The sequence below is a fragment of the Acidicapsa dinghuensis genome, from assembly GCF_025685685.1.
GTDB lineage: Bacteria > Acidobacteriota > Terriglobia > Terriglobales > Acidobacteriaceae > Acidicapsa > Acidicapsa dinghuensis.
Genome location: NZ_JAGSYH010000005.1, coordinates 520,359 through 537,346, shown reverse-complemented (window position 1 = coordinate 537,346; position 16,988 = coordinate 520,359). Strand labels below are relative to the sequence as shown.

Annotated in this window: 15 protein-coding genes; 8 read left to right on the top strand and 7 right to left on the bottom strand. The window is 57.4% G+C overall.

Translation table 11 applies throughout. The annotated features are described in order from the left end of the window. Positions 1–82: 82 nt before the first annotated feature. From OHL22_RS17035 to OHL22_RS17025, 3 genes are all read right to left on the bottom strand, one after another. Positions 83–610 carry a zinc ribbon domain-containing protein gene (locus OHL22_RS17035; protein WP_263339943.1) on the bottom strand — a complete coding sequence of 176 codons (528 nt, stop codon included), beginning with the start codon at positions 608–610 and terminating at the stop codon, positions 83–85. A 209-nt stretch (positions 611–819) separates the two neighbouring features. Then, on the bottom strand, positions 820–1,233 hold the full coding sequence (locus tag OHL22_RS17030; RefSeq protein WP_263339941.1) for a hypothetical protein: 414 nt from the start codon (positions 1,231–1,233) through the stop codon (positions 820–822). 51 nt (positions 1,234–1,284) lie between these two features. Beyond that, entirely contained in the window at positions 1,285–1,935 is a 651-nt protein-coding gene (locus OHL22_RS17025) for an RNA polymerase sigma factor (protein ID WP_377819733.1), read from the bottom strand. Positions 1,936–2,122: 187 nt separating this feature from the next. Between OHL22_RS17025 and rlmB the strand changes: the two genes are divergently transcribed. Together rlmB and OHL22_RS17015 are read left to right on the top strand one after the other, a co-directional pair. Beyond that, positions 2,123–2,926, top strand: coding sequence for a 23S rRNA (guanosine(2251)-2'-O)-methyltransferase RlmB (gene rlmB, locus OHL22_RS17020; protein WP_263339940.1), 804 nt, complete (start codon positions 2,123–2,125; stop codon positions 2,924–2,926). A gap of 43 nt (positions 2,927–2,969) precedes the next feature. After that, entirely contained in the window at positions 2,970–4,958 is a 1,989-nt protein-coding gene (locus tag OHL22_RS17015; RefSeq protein ID WP_263339939.1) for a gluzincin family metallopeptidase, read from the top strand. A gap of 26 nt (positions 4,959–4,984) precedes the next feature. On the opposite strand, the gene OHL22_RS17010 is transcribed toward OHL22_RS17015, so the two are convergent. Together OHL22_RS17010 and purD are read right to left on the bottom strand one after the other, a co-directional pair. Continuing rightward, positions 4,985–5,839, bottom strand: coding sequence for an SGNH/GDSL hydrolase family protein (locus OHL22_RS17010; protein WP_263339938.1), 855 nt, complete (start codon positions 5,837–5,839; stop codon positions 4,985–4,987). A gap of 21 nt (positions 5,840–5,860) precedes the next feature. Next, complete coding sequence (purD, locus tag OHL22_RS17005) at positions 5,861–7,144, bottom strand: phosphoribosylamine--glycine ligase (RefSeq protein WP_263339937.1); 1,284 nt, start codon at positions 7,142–7,144, stop codon at positions 5,861–5,863. 221 nt (positions 7,145–7,365) lie between these two features. Here purD and OHL22_RS17000 point away from each other — a divergent pair, with 221 nt between their 5' ends. The 3 genes from OHL22_RS17000 (at position 7,366) to lpdA (ending at position 10,069) form a co-directional block, all read left to right on the top strand. Beyond that, a complete protein-coding gene (locus OHL22_RS17000; RefSeq protein WP_263339936.1) occupies positions 7,366–7,554 on the top strand; it encodes a hypothetical protein in 189 nt (62 codons plus the stop codon). Beyond that, positions 7,518–8,561, top strand: coding sequence for a tRNA (adenosine(37)-N6)-dimethylallyltransferase MiaA (gene miaA / locus OHL22_RS16995; protein WP_263339935.1), 1,044 nt, complete (start codon positions 7,518–7,520; stop codon positions 8,559–8,561). Before OHL22_RS17000 ends, miaA begins: the two co-directional genes overlap by 37 nt. A 71-nt stretch (positions 8,562–8,632) precedes the next feature. Next, complete coding sequence (lpdA, locus tag OHL22_RS16990) at positions 8,633–10,069, top strand: dihydrolipoyl dehydrogenase (protein WP_263339934.1); 1,437 nt, start codon at positions 8,633–8,635, stop codon at positions 10,067–10,069. A gap of 62 nt (positions 10,070–10,131) precedes the next feature. On the opposite strand, the gene OHL22_RS16985 is transcribed toward lpdA, so the two are convergent. Next, complete coding sequence (locus OHL22_RS16985; RefSeq protein ID WP_263339933.1) at positions 10,132–10,743, bottom strand: outer membrane protein; 612 nt, start codon at positions 10,741–10,743, stop codon at positions 10,132–10,134. A gap of 112 nt (positions 10,744–10,855) precedes the next feature. Beyond that, entirely contained in the window at positions 10,856–11,788 is a 933-nt protein-coding gene (locus tag OHL22_RS16980; RefSeq protein WP_263339932.1) for a LolA-like protein, read from the bottom strand. 624 nt (positions 11,789–12,412) lie between these two features. Between OHL22_RS16980 and OHL22_RS16975 the strand changes: the two genes are divergently transcribed. The 3 genes from OHL22_RS16975 (at position 12,413) to OHL22_RS16965 (ending at position 16,977) form a co-directional block, all read left to right on the top strand. Further along, on the top strand, positions 12,413–14,446 hold the full coding sequence (locus OHL22_RS16975) for a sensor histidine kinase (protein WP_263339931.1): 2,034 nt from the start codon (positions 12,413–12,415) through the stop codon (positions 14,444–14,446). 100 nt (positions 14,447–14,546) lie between these two features. Beyond that, positions 14,547–16,796, top strand: a complete 2,250-nt coding sequence (locus OHL22_RS16970) for a dipeptidyl-peptidase 5 (RefSeq protein WP_263339930.1) — start codon at positions 14,547–14,549, stop codon at positions 16,794–16,796. Positions 16,797–16,842: 46 nt separating this feature from the next. Next, the gene (locus OHL22_RS16965; RefSeq protein WP_263339929.1) at positions 16,843–16,977 is read left to right on the top strand and encodes a hypothetical protein; all 135 of its coding nucleotides are present in this window, start codon (positions 16,843–16,845) and stop codon (positions 16,975–16,977) included. The last annotated feature ends 11 nt before the right edge of the window (positions 16,978–16,988 follow it).

Below are 16,988 nucleotides of genomic sequence, written 5' to 3'. Positions count from 1 at the left end.
GCAGAAGCAACGGGCTGACTCTATCAATGCTGACCCTGCCAATCAGGATACTCTTTGTGAACTGGCTCGCGTTGGAAAGTACTTAATCTGCAACTGCACGCAGACGGGCCGGCATATGATCCCTGGCTAGCTCATGTCCGCAACGGGTACAGAACTGGTCCGTCGTTCGCACCGATCGGTAGCAGTTGCCGCAACTCGCCGTAAGCTGATAGGCGCACTGCGGGCAGAAGTGAAACTCATTCTGCACGTGACTTCCGCAGGCCGCACAGCGCGATGTAACCGGCAGCCTCAGTAGGAAATAGAGCACCGCGCCAATCCCACCGGGAAGAATAAAGCAGATCGTCATCCAGAAGCGCGCACTCATCGAACGGCGTGGCGCGTCCTTGCTGACGTAGCCGATCATCAGGAAGTAGAGCGCGGCGAGCAGGCCCCACGACAGATTGAAGTAAATGCGAAGGCCGAGCGGAGCCGGTGCATGATGCCGCTGTGCCGGCAGGATAAACCACCAGTAGTATTCGACCACTGCAAACGCGATCCCGGCGGCGAACATGGACCACACCGGGACCAGTCGTGCGTCTTCGTTCATCGGAAAGGATTGGGGCTCGCGCATGGCTATTGTTGTGTCAGAAACAATCGTTCAGGATTTTCTTCCAAATCTACGTGGTTTGACGGCGGCGCACAATGGGAAGTTGCGGGATGGAGAGATTTTTGTAAGGTTTCGGTAAGGTTTCAAACGTACGAGCCAAGACTAAGGCTCGGAGGCAGGGAACCGCCTCAGGCGCCTCTTGTACATCCGATGAAAACAGGAATGGATGGAACTTAGGAGCGGTGACGCCACCAGCCTGCCACAAGAGCCGCGCCAAGCAGCGTTGGGCAAACGATACAAGCCCAGAGACTCCACTGATTTCCGGGATCGCCTAGGTGCTCACCGGCGATCAGGCTGTCAGTCGCTTCCCAAAGAAGGGGAGTAATCAGCAGCAGGACCACTACCGTGATGGCTAGCGCACGCGCCCTTACGCGGTTTCCGTCCTGCTTGATTTCCCGCATCACACCGAGCGAGCTTTGCACTACCCGGCGGGTACGCATGGCCACGGCGCGTTCGCGGTTGGCATCTCTGCCAGTCAATGAAGCGAGTATATCGGGCCCCAAACCCTGCTCAGCCCCGGAATCTCGTTCCGGAGTTTGCGAGCCCACAACGGGTTGCGACTCCCCGGATTCTATTCCCTGATTCAATGCAGCTCCCGATACGGACCGATCATACACCGGTTTTTGGGTCTATCGTATTTAGTTTTCGGCCTGCGCAAAGCCGGGAGCGTCGAAAAGTCTGGTTTTCATAGACGCAAGACCACGATATAGCCTTGACTTCACAGTGGACAGCGGAGCGCGGGTCACGGTTGCAATCTCTTCCAGTGAAAGATCTTCCTGAAATCGGAGGACGAGGACTTCTCGATAAAGAGGTTCCATCTGCATGAGAGCGGCAACTAACCGGTCGCGGTCTTCCAAACCGGAACACTGATCAAAAGGCGAGGGGCCGTCGGCTGCGATCTCGACACCCATCGGGCGGTCTTCTTCTCCGCAATTCTCAAACAGCTCATCCAGGCTCGACATCGTTCGCTTGCGGCGAAGGTCAATCACCAGGTTGCGCGCGACCGTAAACAACCAGGTGTCGAAGCGGGCCTTGCCGTTAAACTGCCCACCGCGTACCAGCACGCGCATCCAGACTTCCTGAAAGAGATCCTCCGCCTGTTCGCGATTGCTGGTTAGGTACAGCAGGTAGCGCAGCAGGCGGTGTTGATAGCGAAGAATAAGCGTGTCTAGCAGCCCCTCGTCCTGTCGCTTGAGCCCCTGAGCGATCTCAAGGCTCTCCTGGCGAACCAGTTCCTGCGCTTGCCGTGATGTAAGCGGGACTGTGGTAACGGAGGCGTGCATTGACATTACATTCGCTTAGACGATGGAAACGGTTCCAAAGGCCAACTTGTTTCTCTACAAAATTTACCATATACCACAATATGGTAACGACCTCTGACGCAGCCTCGCTACCGCATCGGAACACATCCTCGGGAAGTTCCGGCCAGACAGAACTTACCGCGGCACGATTCCGTCGCCGAAGTAAACTGGGGCAATGCAGATTTTGTACGGTGTCCATCCGGTAGAGGAAGCCCTCAAAGCCGGAAAGCGCCGCTTTGACCATGTCCTGATTGCCCGCGAACGGCGCGACGACCGGCTCGAAGCCATCGTTAACCTCTGCCGTGACCTCAAGATCCGTGTCCGTACCGAGCCCCGTGAAACCCTGACCGATATCGCCCGCACCCAGGCACATCAGGGTGTGGTGGCAATTGTGCGCCAGCAGGAGTTCCTGACCATCGAAGACATCCTCGCTCCAACCGGCGATCCGCGCCTGGTTCTCGCGCTGGATGGCATCGAAGATCCCCAGAACCTGGGCGCGCTCTTGCGCACCGCCGACGGAGCCGGCGTCGATAGCGTGGTGATGACCGAGCGGCGGGCCGCCCCATTAAGCGCGGTTGCCGCCAAGGCTGCTGCAGGAGCCCAGGAGCATCTGCGCATCGCGCGCGTCGTCAACCTCGTCCGCGCTCTGGAAGACCTGAAACGGCAGAACATCTGGGTCATTGGCCTCGATGAGCGCGGAACCACCGATTACGACCGCTTCGATTTCACTGGCGACTGCGTTCTGGTGCTCGGCCGGGAAGGCGAAGGCTTGCACGATCTGGTCCGACGCACCTGCGATCATCTGCTGCGCATTCCGATGGCCGGAGGCGTCAGTTCCCTCAATGTCTCCGCAGCCGGAGCTGTCGTGCTCTATGAGGCATTCCGCCAGCGCCGTGCCAAACAGCGCGCATCCGCCGGATCTGACAAATCCGCGGGCGCTTCGTCCAAACCCAAACGGCTGAAGGGACTCGGTTCTTGACCGCTGCATCACGGGAAGCACTGGAAAGGTTCGAAAAACGGTCATGAAGGCAAACACTCTTCAGCGCATCGGAATGGCTCTGCTTTTCGGCGGAAGCCTGTGCGCCGGAATCTCACTATCTGCCGCTGCGCAGACATCCACAGGCGCGCCGCCTGTTTCCTCGCAATCGATTCAGGACACCCAGAAGAACCAGGACAAGAAAGACAAGATTGTCTTCCAGCGCTCGATCGACGCTGACGGACAGGTCGTCGATGGACCGGGTGCTCAGGGAAATTCCGATAACCCGGCTGCGGCTCTGCAGAATCAATCAGGAATATCTCCCGCGAAACCCTCCGCCGCTGTCCTGTCTGCCGAGGATGCAGAGAGATCTGCAATCGCCTTTACGGATTACGACATGGACGTGCGCCTGCGGCCCGCCGAGAGCCATATTGCAGTTCGCACGCTGGTGTCAGTACGCAATACCGGCAAAACGCCGCTGCAGCATCTGCGGCTGCAGATCGGTTCCGAACTCAACTGGGAGTCGATCCGCATCAACAGCCAGCCGATGCCGTTCGCTGCCGCCGTTCTGAACTCCGACGCGGATCATACGGGGCAGCTTCACGAAGCAGCAGTCACCCTGGCGACTCCGCTGGCTCCCGGAGCCGAAGTTCAGGTGGATGTAACGTATTCAGGCGCTATCAAGCAGTCGTTGAAACGCCTGCTCGCCATCGGCACCCCGGAAGAAGTTGCCGAAACCTCCGACTGGGATCGCATCTCAACCGATTTCACCGGCCTGCGCGGATTCGGCAGTGTCGTCTGGTATCCCGTGTCCTCCGTTCCAGTCATTCTCGGCGACGGCAACCGGCTCTTTGACGAGATAGGCCAACACAAGCTGCAGCTCTCCGGAGCGCACTTGCGCCTGGCTCTTACCGTCGAATCCCCGGCGGCCCAGGCTCCCGATATCGCTCTGGTCAACGGGCATCCGGTTACACTCACATCCTCCTCTTCCGCCGACCCATCCCTGCCGGTCATCTCCACTGGGCGAATCGAAGAAACCACCATCGGTTTCGAAGCCCTCAGCTTGTTCCTCGCCCGGCGCAATCATCATGCCTCGGGCGATATCGACCTCTGGACGCGCATCGACACCGAATCCAACGTGACCTCGTGGAGCACTGCCGCAAACGATGTCACGCCGTTTCTGCAGGGCTGGTTGGGCAAGAGCCCACGCACCCGCCTCACCGTTCTGGACCTGCCGGACGACGGCGACATTCCCTTCGAGACCGGTTCGATGCTCGCGACGCCCGTTCGCTCCGCCTCTGAAGATGTGCTGAACGGCGTTATGGCTCACGCGCTTTCCCATGCCTGGGTCAACTCCCGCCGCGCCTGGCTCAGCGAAGGCGTAGCCCACTTCATGGGTACACTCTGGGTCGAAAAGAAGCTGGGCCGCAATCGCGCTTTGGCCGCACTCGACAACTCGCGTGAAGCACTGACGCTCATCGAACCTGAAAGCCCGGGCGAAAGCGACGGAGAACCACTTATTTCCTGCATTTCTCCGGCCTACTATCGCACCAAAGCGACCTACGTCTTCTGGATGTTGCGTGAGCTGGTCGGCGACGAGACGCTTTCAGCAGCCTTCCGCGCCTACGACCCGGCAAAAGATACCGCCCCCGACGCCTTTGAAAAACTCATCGAGCAGGCAGGTCCACGACATGACCTGAGCTGGTTTTTCAACGACTGGGTCTACCACGATCGCGGCCTGCCCGATCTCTCCATTGGCGAGGTCTACCCCACGCCTGCCTCCGTTGGCGGCTCTTACCTGGTGGCAGTAGATGTAGCCAACAACGGCTACGCAGCGGTCGAGGCTCCATTGCAGGTGATCACCGCCGACACCAGCATCACGCAGCACATCATGCTGGCTGCTCGCAGCAAGATCGTGCAGCGCATCTTGATTCAGGGCAAGCCCACAGAGGTGCGTCTCAACGACGGCACCATCCCCGAAACACAGGCGACAGTGCATGCCAAGACGCTTACGGATGCTCCTGCCAAGCCTTGATCGCAGGCCATCACTCGGTCAAGTCCTCAGGACTGGCCGAGTGCCTTTGCAATCCCCGCCTCAACTAACGGATTCATGATCGCGTACCCGGCCGGATTGGGATGCACTCCGTCGTGGCTCAGATTCGCCGGTAATCCTCCGCGGCTATCCACCATGGCCGAGTAGAAATCAACGTACACATCGCCATTGCTGTCGGCGTAATCCTTAATCCACTTGTTGATAGCGACGATCTTGGGTGCAGGCTCGCGTCCGGGCCGCCACGGAAAATCGTACGCAGGCAGAATTGAACAAAGGACGACGCGGATATGGTGCACGCGCGCCAACTCCGCCATCGACGCCAGGTTCGCCTCGGTCTGCTCGGCCGTCATATCGCCGGTGTTACCCGCCACGTCGTTTGTGCCTGCAAAAATCACCACCGCGCTGGGCTTCAGATCGATCACATCCTGCCGGAAGCGCAGCAGCATCTGCGGCGTAGTCTGGCCGCTGATACCGCGATCAATCCACGGCTTGCCAGGGAAGAAGCCGGGATTCGCCGGGCTGGCATCCGTCCCATGGTTCATCCAGCCTTGAGTGATAGAATCGCCCATGAATACAACACGTTTCTCGTCCTTTCCCGGCTGCGGCAAAGCCATGTCTTCCTCATAAAATCTCTTCAGATTCGGCCAGTCCTTCAGCATGACTTCGGTTTGCGCTTTGTATTGCTGAAGCGCTTCGATTTCTTTCGGCGTAAGGGCCGGCGCGGCCGAAGTTGTATTGGCTTGTTGAGCCATAGCCGGAGCAACCAGCAGGGCAACCAACAGGCCCATCGCACTCACGGTTGCCCATCGCCGCATGTGACCGAAATCAAGACGCTTCTCTCCGCACACAGGTTCAACCTGCATCTGGTAATCCCTCCATATCGGTTACTTGCTAACTGATTTATTCAGCGCGCGGTGCCCTATATCGCGCCGGTAGTACATGCCTTCGAACTGAATTTTTTCGATCGCCGCATAGGCGCTATCCAGTGCCTGCCGCAGTGTATCGCCCGCAGCGCACGAACACAGCACGCGGCCTCCGCTGGTGCGAAGTACTCCACCAGAGATCGCCGTTCCCGAGTGAAAGACCTGCACCTCGGGGACACGGTCTGCCTCCGCTATGCCCATAATTTCGAATCCCGTGCGGTAGCTGCCCGGATATCCTCCCGAGCTAGCAATCACACATGCGCTCGCTCCCGGTGACCACCGCAGTTCCGTTTCCTCCAGATGTCCCTCAACGCAGGCCTCCAGCACGTCGATCAGGTCCGACTCTAGCCGCAACAGAATCGCCTGCGTCTCCGGATCGCCAAAGCGGGCATTGAACTCAAGCACTTGCGGCCCGCGTGCCGTCATCATCAGGCCCACATACAGTACACCGATAAACGGCGCATCTTCTGAGGCCATGCCAGCCACCGTCGGACGCGCTATATGTTTCAAAATCCATTCCTGCATGTGCGGTTCGAGGATTGAGTCGGAGGTATAGACTCCCATGCCGCCGGTGTTCGGTCCTGTATCGCCCTCACCGATGCGCTTGTGATCCTGCGCGGCCAGCAGAGGCTTCACATCCTTGCCATCCGTCAGGCAGAGAAAGCTGACCTCATCTCCCTCCAGAAACTCCTCGATGACCAATTGCTGTTCCTGTGACCCCAGCAATTTCCCGCTGAAAAGACCATGCGCGGCCTCAAGCGCAGCCCGCTTCGACTGGCAGATAACCACGCCCTTGCCTGCCGCAAGCCCATCCGCTTTGACCACAATAGGAGCGTGGAAGAACTCAATTGCTTTCTCGACTTCTTCCGTTGAATTGCAAACCGCATAGTTCGCTGTTGGAATCTGATGCCGCTGCAGAAACCGCTTGGCAAACGATTTACTCGTCTCCAGCATCGCAGCAGCCTTGCTGGGACCAAAAACCCGAAGACCAAACGCCGTAAGCGCATCCACAATACCAAGCGATAAAGGCAATTCGGGACCGATGATTGTCAAATCCGGCATTTCCGCCGTAGCCACTGCAACCATTGCATCCAGATCGGAAAGCGAAACAGGCACCAGACGCGCAATCGACGCTATGCCGCCATTGCCTGGCGCACACACCACTTCAGAGACTTTCGGGCTCTTCGCAACCGCCCAGGCAAGCGCGTGTTCCCGCCCGCCGGAACCAAAAATCAGAACTTTCATGACTCCACTAGCCTAGCGTACTAGCCTAGTGTATTTGACCGGTTGCGATGGACCGAAGAGCCTCTTCGCTATACTTCGGCTATAGCATTTTCGGAATTGGTGTAGACCGAAACCACAGCATTCGAGTGGATTTTTCCTCAAGAAAATCCACCTGTTGATGCTTTTGGAAAATCCAAAATAACTCCGAAAATGCCTTAGCCGGAGAAACATCGGACTCATTCATGAGTGGCAATCTCAAAAGCTACGCTGTCCAGCAGGAGCGCAAGGCCCGGCGCGAGGCGCAGCGCATCCAGTTCACGCGCAATCAGGCTATCGGGCTACTGCTCGCAGCGGGCGTAGTGCTGGCCTGGCGCCTGCTGCATACGCCCTCCGAATGGCTCTTTCCCCCAGGCTGGTGGCGGCTGTGGTAGCGAACGTGACCATAAGCCCGCAAAATCAACCTCGAAATCCCGATCCGCTCGCAATCCTCATCCTCGGTCCCACCGGCAGCGGCAAAACATCTCTGTCGCTCGCTCTCGGCGAAAGGCTCAACGGCGAGATCATCAGTTGCGACTCCGTCGCGGTCTATCGCGGCATGGATCTCGGCTCAGCCAAGCCTACCCGCGAAGAACAAGCCAAACTCCCACACCACCTGATCGACGTTACCGATCCCGACCAGCCATATACCGCTGGCGAATACTCGCGTCAGGCGCGGCAAGCCATGCGTGAGATCGTCTCACGAGGTCACACACCCATTGTCACCGGAGGCACTGGCCTCTATCTGCGCGCACTCACGCTCGGGCTCTTTCCCGGCCCGAAGCGCGATGAAGACCTGCGTCTTCGTCTCAATCGCTCGCAAGAGCGCCATGGCGCAGGGTGGCTGCATCGCCTTCTCAAACGGCTCGACCCCGAATCGGCAACGCGTATTCACGCCAACGATACCCCCAAGCTTATCCGCGCCATCGAGGTCTGCCTCGCCGCAGGGCAAACTCTTACGGCTGCTTTCACCGAAGGCGAACATCCGGGGCGCAATCCTCTGACTGGCTTTCGCCTGTTGCGAATCGGCCTCAACCCACCGCGAAAACTGCTCTATGAGCGCCTGAACGAACGCGCAGCAGCAATGTTCCATGCCGGGCTGGTCGAGGAAACTCGCAGCCTTCTGGAGCAGTACGGGCGCGTCAAGGCGCTCGACGCCCTGGGCTATCGCCAGGCCATGACAGTCATTGACGGAATCTCAACACTGGACGAAGCGATTGCCGCCGCCCAGCAGGGCCATCGCAACTATGCCAAACGCCAGCTGACCTGGTTTCGGCGCGAGCCGGATGTGTATTGGATTGATAATTTTGGCGATATGCCGGCGGCACAAAGCACCGCTCTCCAGTGGGTAGAAGATAGAACCTCGAACACAACCGGTCGTCTGGCGCATCTTTTAGACTGAAGCGTTGGAAAGACAGATCTCGCCTCGCGGCAATCAGCCGCAAGACGTTGCCTGTCATGAAAGGAACACACTTGCCTGAGACAATTTACGACGTCGCTATCATTGGCAGCGGCCCTGCTGGCTACACTGCGGCTATCCGCGCCGGGGAATTCGGCCTCAAAGTAGCGCTTATTGAAAAGAACGATCAGATGGGCGGCACCTGCCTGCATGTAGGCTGCATCCCCACCAAGGCACTGCTCTTCCACGCCGAGGTATGGGATCACCTCAAGCACGCAGCCGACTATGGCATCGACAATGTCACATCTCCGCAGGTGAACTGGCCCAATGCCCTCAAGCGCAAGAATGCAATCATTCAGAAGCACGTCAAAGGCCTTGAATTTCTTATGCGCAAGAACAAGGTCAACGTCATCGAGGGCTACGGACGTCTGACAGGCCCTGCGAAAGATGGCATTCACACCGTCAGCCTCTACACCGAGGGCGGAGGCGGCGCAGCCGGCGAGCAAACCACGCTGCAAGCAAAAAACATCATCGTCGCCACCGGTTCTGAAGCCAAGCTGCTGCCCGGCCTCGAAGCCGACACGCGCATCCTGACCAACATCGAGATTCTCTCCATGGCTGACGTGCCCAAATCGCTGATCGTCATCGGCGCAGGAGCCGTCGGTGTCGAGTTCAGCTCTATCTTCCGCAGCTTCGGCAGCGAGGTCACCATCATCGAATATCTGCCTCGCCTTGTTCCCGTAGAAGACGAAGAGATCTCCAAAGAACTCACGCGGCAATTCAAGAAGCGCGGCATCGATGTAAACACCGGAGCGAAAGTTGAATCCGTCGAAAAAACTGAAACAGGCGTCAAAGTGACCTGGATCGGCTCCAACGGCAAGCAGCAGGTCAAGGAAGCCGAGAAGGTTCTGATCGCCGTAGGCCGCGCACCACGCATCGGAAACATCGATATCGACAAGACCAAGATCGAGCTGGACCGCGGCTTCATCAAGACCGGCGAAGCGATGGAAACCGCAGAGCCGGGCATCTTCGCCATCGGCGATATCGTAGCCGGCATGCCCCAGCTCGCCCACTCGGGTGCAATGGCGGGCATGGTCGCCGTCGCTAAAATCGCAGGCAAGCCTTATCGGCCAATCCGCCGCGACCGTATCCCGGGCTGCACTTATACGGAACCGCAGATCGGCTCCGTAGGTCTGACCGAAGCTGCGGCCAAAGAAAAAGGCCACGAAGTCAAGGTAGGGAAATTTCCCTTTGCCGGAAACTCCAAGGCCACCATCGTCGATTCACACGACGGCTTTGTAAAAATCGTCTCCGATACCAAATACGGCGAGATTCTCGGCGTTCACATCATCGGGCCTCAAGCCACCGAAATCATTTCCGAAGCCGTCGTCGCCATGGATCTCGAAGGTACAGTCGATGAGCTCATGTACACCATCCACGCCCATCCAACGCTGAGCGAATCCATGCTCGACGCCTACGGCGCTGTCAACGGACTCGCTATCAACGCATGATCCTCAACCACTCACAAATGAAATCGCACGGTCGTCCATTCCGAAGGCCGTGCGATTTCTCTTTACAGCCGCAGATAAACCCCCAACATCGGCTCTGCTGTGTGTGTAAATGAGTTCGTCGAAGTATATAGCTGCGAAAGATCAGGCGCTTTATAGAGGTTGCCGCGATATTGAAAACGCACGCCGAGATGAGGTAGCAAACCCCAGTCGAGGCCAGCGCCGTAGACATACACAGCCTTGGTGACAGTACGCGTATCAGTGCCGCCCTGCGGCACATCGAAGAGCGCACCAACACCCAATACACCAAATGGCCGGAAACTGCCCACCTTCACATGCGGCACCCAGTCCGCTGTGATCTCATGGGCATCCGCCGAGACCGATTGTGGAATGACGGAAGTGCACTCAGTACCCGAACAAGGAGACGAGTAGGTTTGATTCGCGCGGTTGTAGGAATACGTAGCTTCAAAACCAACGATTGGGTTGCGGAGATGCCGAACCTCAATCAAACCGCCCGCGGCATTTGCAGGACTCTGAGTCGTTCCGTTCCCATTCGTCGTGCCACTGAATGCACCGTACAGGCTCAGTCCAACATCCGTCTGCGCCAGAGACGGAAGACAGCTAAACGCAAAAGCACCTGCTATGAAAAGAAAACGCCGTATAAAAACCGACCGCATATGACCTCCGGAACACCCAAACACCTGAATTTCAGACTCACGTCTGCGTGATTGGACGCATTCCGGGATTCCTGGTTTGTTTGCATATCCAGAAGAGAATCTGTGTAAAAACTTACTTCGGCTGCGAATCGGGCTTTTTCGTATTGTCAGGGGAATTCGTAATTTCGGTGCCGTTATAGAGAATCGTGCTCGTCGATCCGAACTGCTTGTAATCGGTATATTTTACCGTCTGCCGAACGTGAACATCGTCGGACAGATAGCCATTGCCAGCGGTAAAGTGCAGCACGCCGTCACCCTTCGTATACGTCGGGAACCAGTTCTTACCGTCGATCTCTTCGCGATATGTGGTGAAAGGCGTAGACAGGTCCTCATGCCCCTTGCGCAGATCGTCCGGCACATTCTTGCCATTCGTGATCACAATCTGCAACTCCTCGGTATCGACCCAGATCTTGCCCTGGAAATACCGTTTACCCTTCTCGATCACCTTCGGCGAAACATCGAAGACGTAGCACTCTACCTGGTCCACTTTCTGCTTGCCGACATACTTGATGTCGTACTGCGAAGCATCCTGCGTTGTCAGCACAAACGGCAGCCGCTGCTCGATATCCTGAAAATCCGCCGGAGACATGGCAATGCGCTGAAGCGTGTTCGGCGGCGCATCCACGACATGCTCCGTACGGCGGCCATCGGGAGTAAAAATGATGTCATCAACCTCGAAATATTCTCCATCCACCTTGCCGTCATCGTCGATCGTTTGTACCTTTACCGCCCGCCGGTAAGTGTAATGATTCATCGCCTCGCGAAACTCTGATTCCTTGGCGGTGAACTTCTTGACGATCTCCTCGGGCGAAATAGAAGGAGGCGTCAGATCCATTGGCCCGTAACCCGAGTCGAGCGGCATAGGCGAATAAGAGACCGTCGCATTCGGATCGCGTTTCTTTTTATCTTTCGCCCAGCTAACGGCGCATCCGGCCATCAAGGCGCATACCAGCGCAATCCTGATAGAACGTCGCAGCCATGCCCTGCAGAATGTCTTCGTTAACACCCGAAACTCCATTGCTCCCTTGACTGGACACCGGTGGACACCAGCCATGGAAGTCTAAACAGCCTGCTAAGTGTAATTTCGCGCCGGGCACGCGCCCTTTGCGTCTACAACTTTAGACGCATACTCCCGCTCACCGGTAGACCCGATCATAAAATCAGTCTCAAGCTTGGTAAGGCTTATGCTATTACTGTTTTTTCAATAATTTGTAGACACTCGAACCTTACCTGTGGTCTCCTTTCGAAATTGACAGCAGCCAACGGAAGCTCAGGACTACCGGTTTGAAATGTTGAAACCATATTTGCTCTTGGATTCGCAGTCTCCTGAGCGGTCTCTCGCACTGTACTTGCAGCCGTTACCAGCTACAGGCTTTATCCCGAGACCATACCGTTCGACAGGCATTTCGTAAGAAAACCATAACCAGCAAATTGCTTTTCTGGATGCGCAGCCGACAATCCGTTAGAAGATAGTAGTCAGCATCCGCAATCGAACTCCGGTGAGCACGAAGCGGTGATTGCCTGCACCAGTCTGTCTCACAGGGAACTACGCACTTCGCTATTGCATAAGCGCAACAGTCGGATCATCGTATTCGCTGCCTCCACCAGAGGAGTCTGAGGTCTTTCCTTCATGTTCGACGACTACCAGATTCCCGCAATTCTGTTGATCGCCGCGCTCCTGCTCGCCTTTTCTTACCTGCATTCGCGCTTCCGCAGTGTTCGCACACTCTTGTGGCTACTGGCCCTCAGTTGCGCTGAGCTTCAGTCGTTGCTGCAGTGGATGGTCGGCCATTGGCTGGTTCCCACCGGAGGGCACGTCCCGTCCGCGGTTATGTGGCTCACCGTCGGTTCCGAATCTGCCTTCATGCTCAGCTCGGCCTTCTTCCTGGCCTCTCTCTCGCCAATCAGCTTCAAGCTTGGCAAGCTCGAAATTCTCTACGTCGTCCCCTACACCATCCCCATTCTCCTCTACTCCGTCCTTTACTACGGCGTCACGCTTCCGACAGGAAAGACCTTCCTCTGGGCCTACGCATTTCTGGCGTTCTGGGCCGCTGCCGTAGCCGTACTTTGGGGTCTGCGCAAAGGACGTGTTCCCCTCTGGCTGGCCGCGCTGGTCGTCGGTTTTACTACCGCCCTCGGAATCGTGTTTTTCATTCAGCGCGATGTGCATCTGCCGTTGCTGGTCGTCGAAGCCGGCAATATGTTCATGACCACTCTGCTGGTCTGCTACACCTTTCCACGCCTCTCTCCGGGCGTATTTCTCACTTCATCCGGTTTCGTCCTCGTCGCCATTCCACCTTTCTTTCAATTAGTCAATCCCTTCGTCCCGTTCGATTCAGCAACCGTAGTGCTGGCGCGAATGGTCATTCTCGGCAAGATCATCGTTGCCATGGGATTGATTCTGCTCGTCCTGGAAGACGAGGTCGACAAAAACGAGGACGCACAGCGTCGAGAACGGCGCGTCCGCATGGAGCTCGAAGCCTACGCCAGGCCTGCTCTGACCGCGCGCAGCCTGGAAGAGTTCGATCGCGCTTCCAGCCGTTTCTGCCACATGATCGTCGAGAACAGTTGCTTCCACACTGCGGGGCTGTTGGTGCGTACGGCTGCCAATTCTTTCACACTGGCTGGATTTGCCGGCATGGATGGTGCGACCGCGGGAGCCCTGGACGCCCTCGCTCAACGGCTTCCCGCAACCAGCCTTGAAGACTGCTCCGAACCCCTCGTCCCGCAAAGCTCCGGCCTCAATCTCGATCTGACACCGTGGCTCGCGCCGGGCGATGATTTGGAACGGCTGAGCATCACTCACCTCGGCGCAGTACCACTGCGAGGCCCCGATCATACGATCGAGGGCGCGATTCTTATCAGCAGTCCGGCAGTCCCCGTCGAAACACTGCATGCCGAAGACCTGATGCCGCTTGAGATCCTTGCCGGCCGCCTGCAGGCCGCGCGCGCGCAAGCCATGATGCTCGGCAAGCTGATCGACTCGGAACGTTTCGCAGGCGTCGGCCAACTCGCCAACAACGTTGCGCAGCAGCTCAATAATCCTCTGACAGTCATCCTTGGATATTCGGCCCTGCTTGAAGAATCCGTACCTACGCCCGCAGACAGGCGCGCAGCCGAGGCCATCACACAGGAGTCGCGCCGGATGAAAGGCATCCTCGACCGCCTCGCCCGCTTCAGCCGCATCTCTTCCGAGCGCTATAGCGCCTTCTCCCTCGCCGATCTCATCACCGATGTGGAGCAGATGCACCGCACCGATTTTCTGCGCAACGCCATTGAATTCCGCATGTCGATCGAACCAGACATGCCACAGATCTTCGGCAATGCACATCAGCTTCGTCAGGCGCTACTGCACGCCACACAATACGCAATCGATACTGTCATGCGCGTCGAACCCAACCAGGAACGATCCATCCGCATTGAAGCCACATCCTCCGTCCCGGAAGATGGGCGCGTCCACATTCTGATCGCGCATTCAGGCCAGGGGTTTCCGCATCCAGAGCGCGCCTTCGATTCGCTTTCATCAGGCTTTGGAGGCGCCGATTCTCCCGGCATTGGTCTCAGCCTCTGCGCCGCCATCGTTCGCGAGCATCGCGGCAACATCTCCGCCATCAACTACACTCCCACCGGCGCGGGCATCCTGCTCGACCTGCCTGTGAGCTGATCTCTTCCTCCTTTTCACACTTCGTACTCATACTTCACACTTGCCCTTCGCCATGTAAACTTCCCTTTCCGCGCTGTACGCTGCGGACGGGAAGGATTGCATGCGGAATCGTTCTTTGCTCATGCTGGCCGCGTTTGGCGCATTGTTGATGCCTCTAGCAGCTTCAGCCCAATCAGCAGCCAAGCGGCCAATGACCTTTGAGGACATGATGAAGATGCGCCGCCTGGGCGACACCGACGTCTCACCCGACGGCAAATGGCTGCTCTACTCCGTCACCGACGTCGACCTCGCCGCCAACACCCGCACACCCAAAATCTGGATTCAGCCGATAGGCGGCAGTCGAGAGCCAAGAGTAGTCTCCGTCACCAAACCCGGCGACGGCAATGCGCGCTTCTCTCACGACGGCAAACACATCCTCTTCCTCTCCAACCGTCTCGGCACACAACTCGTCTACGTCGCCGACTTCGACCCCGCCACCGGCGAAACCTCCAACGCCGTGAACCCCACGCTCGGCCACCTCTACCACGCAGATACATTAGGCGAACAAACACCGCTGCTCGATGAAGACAGCGCCATCTGGTCACCCGACGGCCAATCCATCGTCTTCACGGCAAAGGTCTATCCCGACTGCCCAGCCATCACACCTGACAATCAGGCCGCGGCAACATGCGATATGGACCGCGATGCCGAGCAAGCCGCAAGCAAGGTCAAGGCCCGCATCTTCACTCACCTGCTCTACCGCCATTGGAACGCCTTCACCGGCGACAAGCGCAGCCATCTCTTCCTCATGGATGTGGCCACCGGCAAAATCCGCGACCTCACGCCAAACGATCCGCATGACGTCCCACCCTTCTCACTCGAAGGCGGCTGCGGCTGCGCCATCTCACCCGACTCGAAAGAACTCGCCTTCACCGAAAACCTCGACCCAGAACCAGCCATCAGCACCAACTCCGACATCTTCACGCTCGACCTGACAAACCCCACAGCCAAGCCAGTCAAGATCAGCACCAGCCCCGGCGGTGACCTCGGTCCCGCTTACTCACCCGACGGCAAATATCTAGCATGGCGATCACAAGCCCGTGCGGGATACGAGAGTGATAAATTCCGGCTAATGCTGTACGACCGTTCCGCGAAATCAACTAAGGAATTGCTTCCAAAATTTGATCGATGGGTTGACGAATTTATCTGGGGACACGAGAAAGAGTCGATCCATACTGCTCCCGCTGATATCTATGTCGTTTCAGGTAATCAGGGCGAGGCAGACATTTTCGGTTTAGATATTGATGCACGCTCTGCGATGCTCATCGCACACTCTGCAGAGTTCAGTGGTATCAACACAGTTGTTTGGCAGCCTTCGCCCATCAGTCAATCTAGCGAACAATTGGTTGTCAGTGAAATGCATGTCGATCGGCCATCGGAGATAGTGCGGCTGGAATCAGTCGGACCAATTGAGCACCTGAAGAATCAACCTGAGGGGGTTCGATCTATATCGATAAATTATCAAGAAGATCAGATCACCCATCTCAACGATTCTCTCCTTGCCCAACTCGACCTCCCCAAGATGGAATCCTTCTGGTTCCCCGCCTCCGACGGCACCAAAGTCCAAGGCTTCCTAATCCGCCCACCCAACTTCGACCCCAACAAGAAATACCCCGTAAAATTCCTGATCCACGGCGGCCCGCAGGGCGCATGGGGCGATAGCTGGAGCTACCGCTGGAACCCTGAGCTCTTCGCCGCCAACGGTTACGTAGTCATCATGATCAACCCAGGCGGCAGCACGGGCTACGGCCAGGCCTTCATTGACCGAGTCAACGGCGACTGGGGCGGCAAGCCCTTCACCGACCTCATGACCGGCCTCGACTACGCCGAGCAGCATTACCCCTTCATCGACAAGAACCGCGAATGCGCCCTCGGCGCCAGCTACGGCGGCTATATGGCCAACTGGATCCTTGGCCACACCAACCGCTTCAAGTGCATCGTCAGCCACGACGGCATGTTCAACGCCGAATCCGCCTTTGGCTCAACCGAAGAAGACTGGTTCAACACCTGGGAATTTAAAGGCCACCCGTGGGACTACTACGGCAAACCTGACGATCAGAATCCCTTCCGCAAATGGTCCCCATCCCTCTCAGCAAAGAATTTCAAGACACCTACACTCGTAGTCCATAGCCAACTCGACTACCGCCTCGACGTCAGCGAAGGCTTCCAGCTCTTCGACACCCTCCAACTCCTCCACATCCCCAGCAAAATGCTCTACTTCCCCGACGAAGGCCACTGGGTCCTCAAACCCCAAAACTCCCAGCTCTGGTACAAAACCGTCAACGACTGGGTCGACCAATGGACAAAGTGAGACCCAATGGACCAAACCCCAATGAACCAAACAAGGATCAGCGGCCATGGAAGAGAGCTCAGCCCACCTCATCCACCGCACGCTCGCCGCATCCGCTGCAATCCTCGTCAGGCCCCAGGCCCAGCGCCAAAGGCGCGACACTATCCCAGCCCAGGCCATCGGCCTGGGTGCACGAAGATAGAGAGAGACATG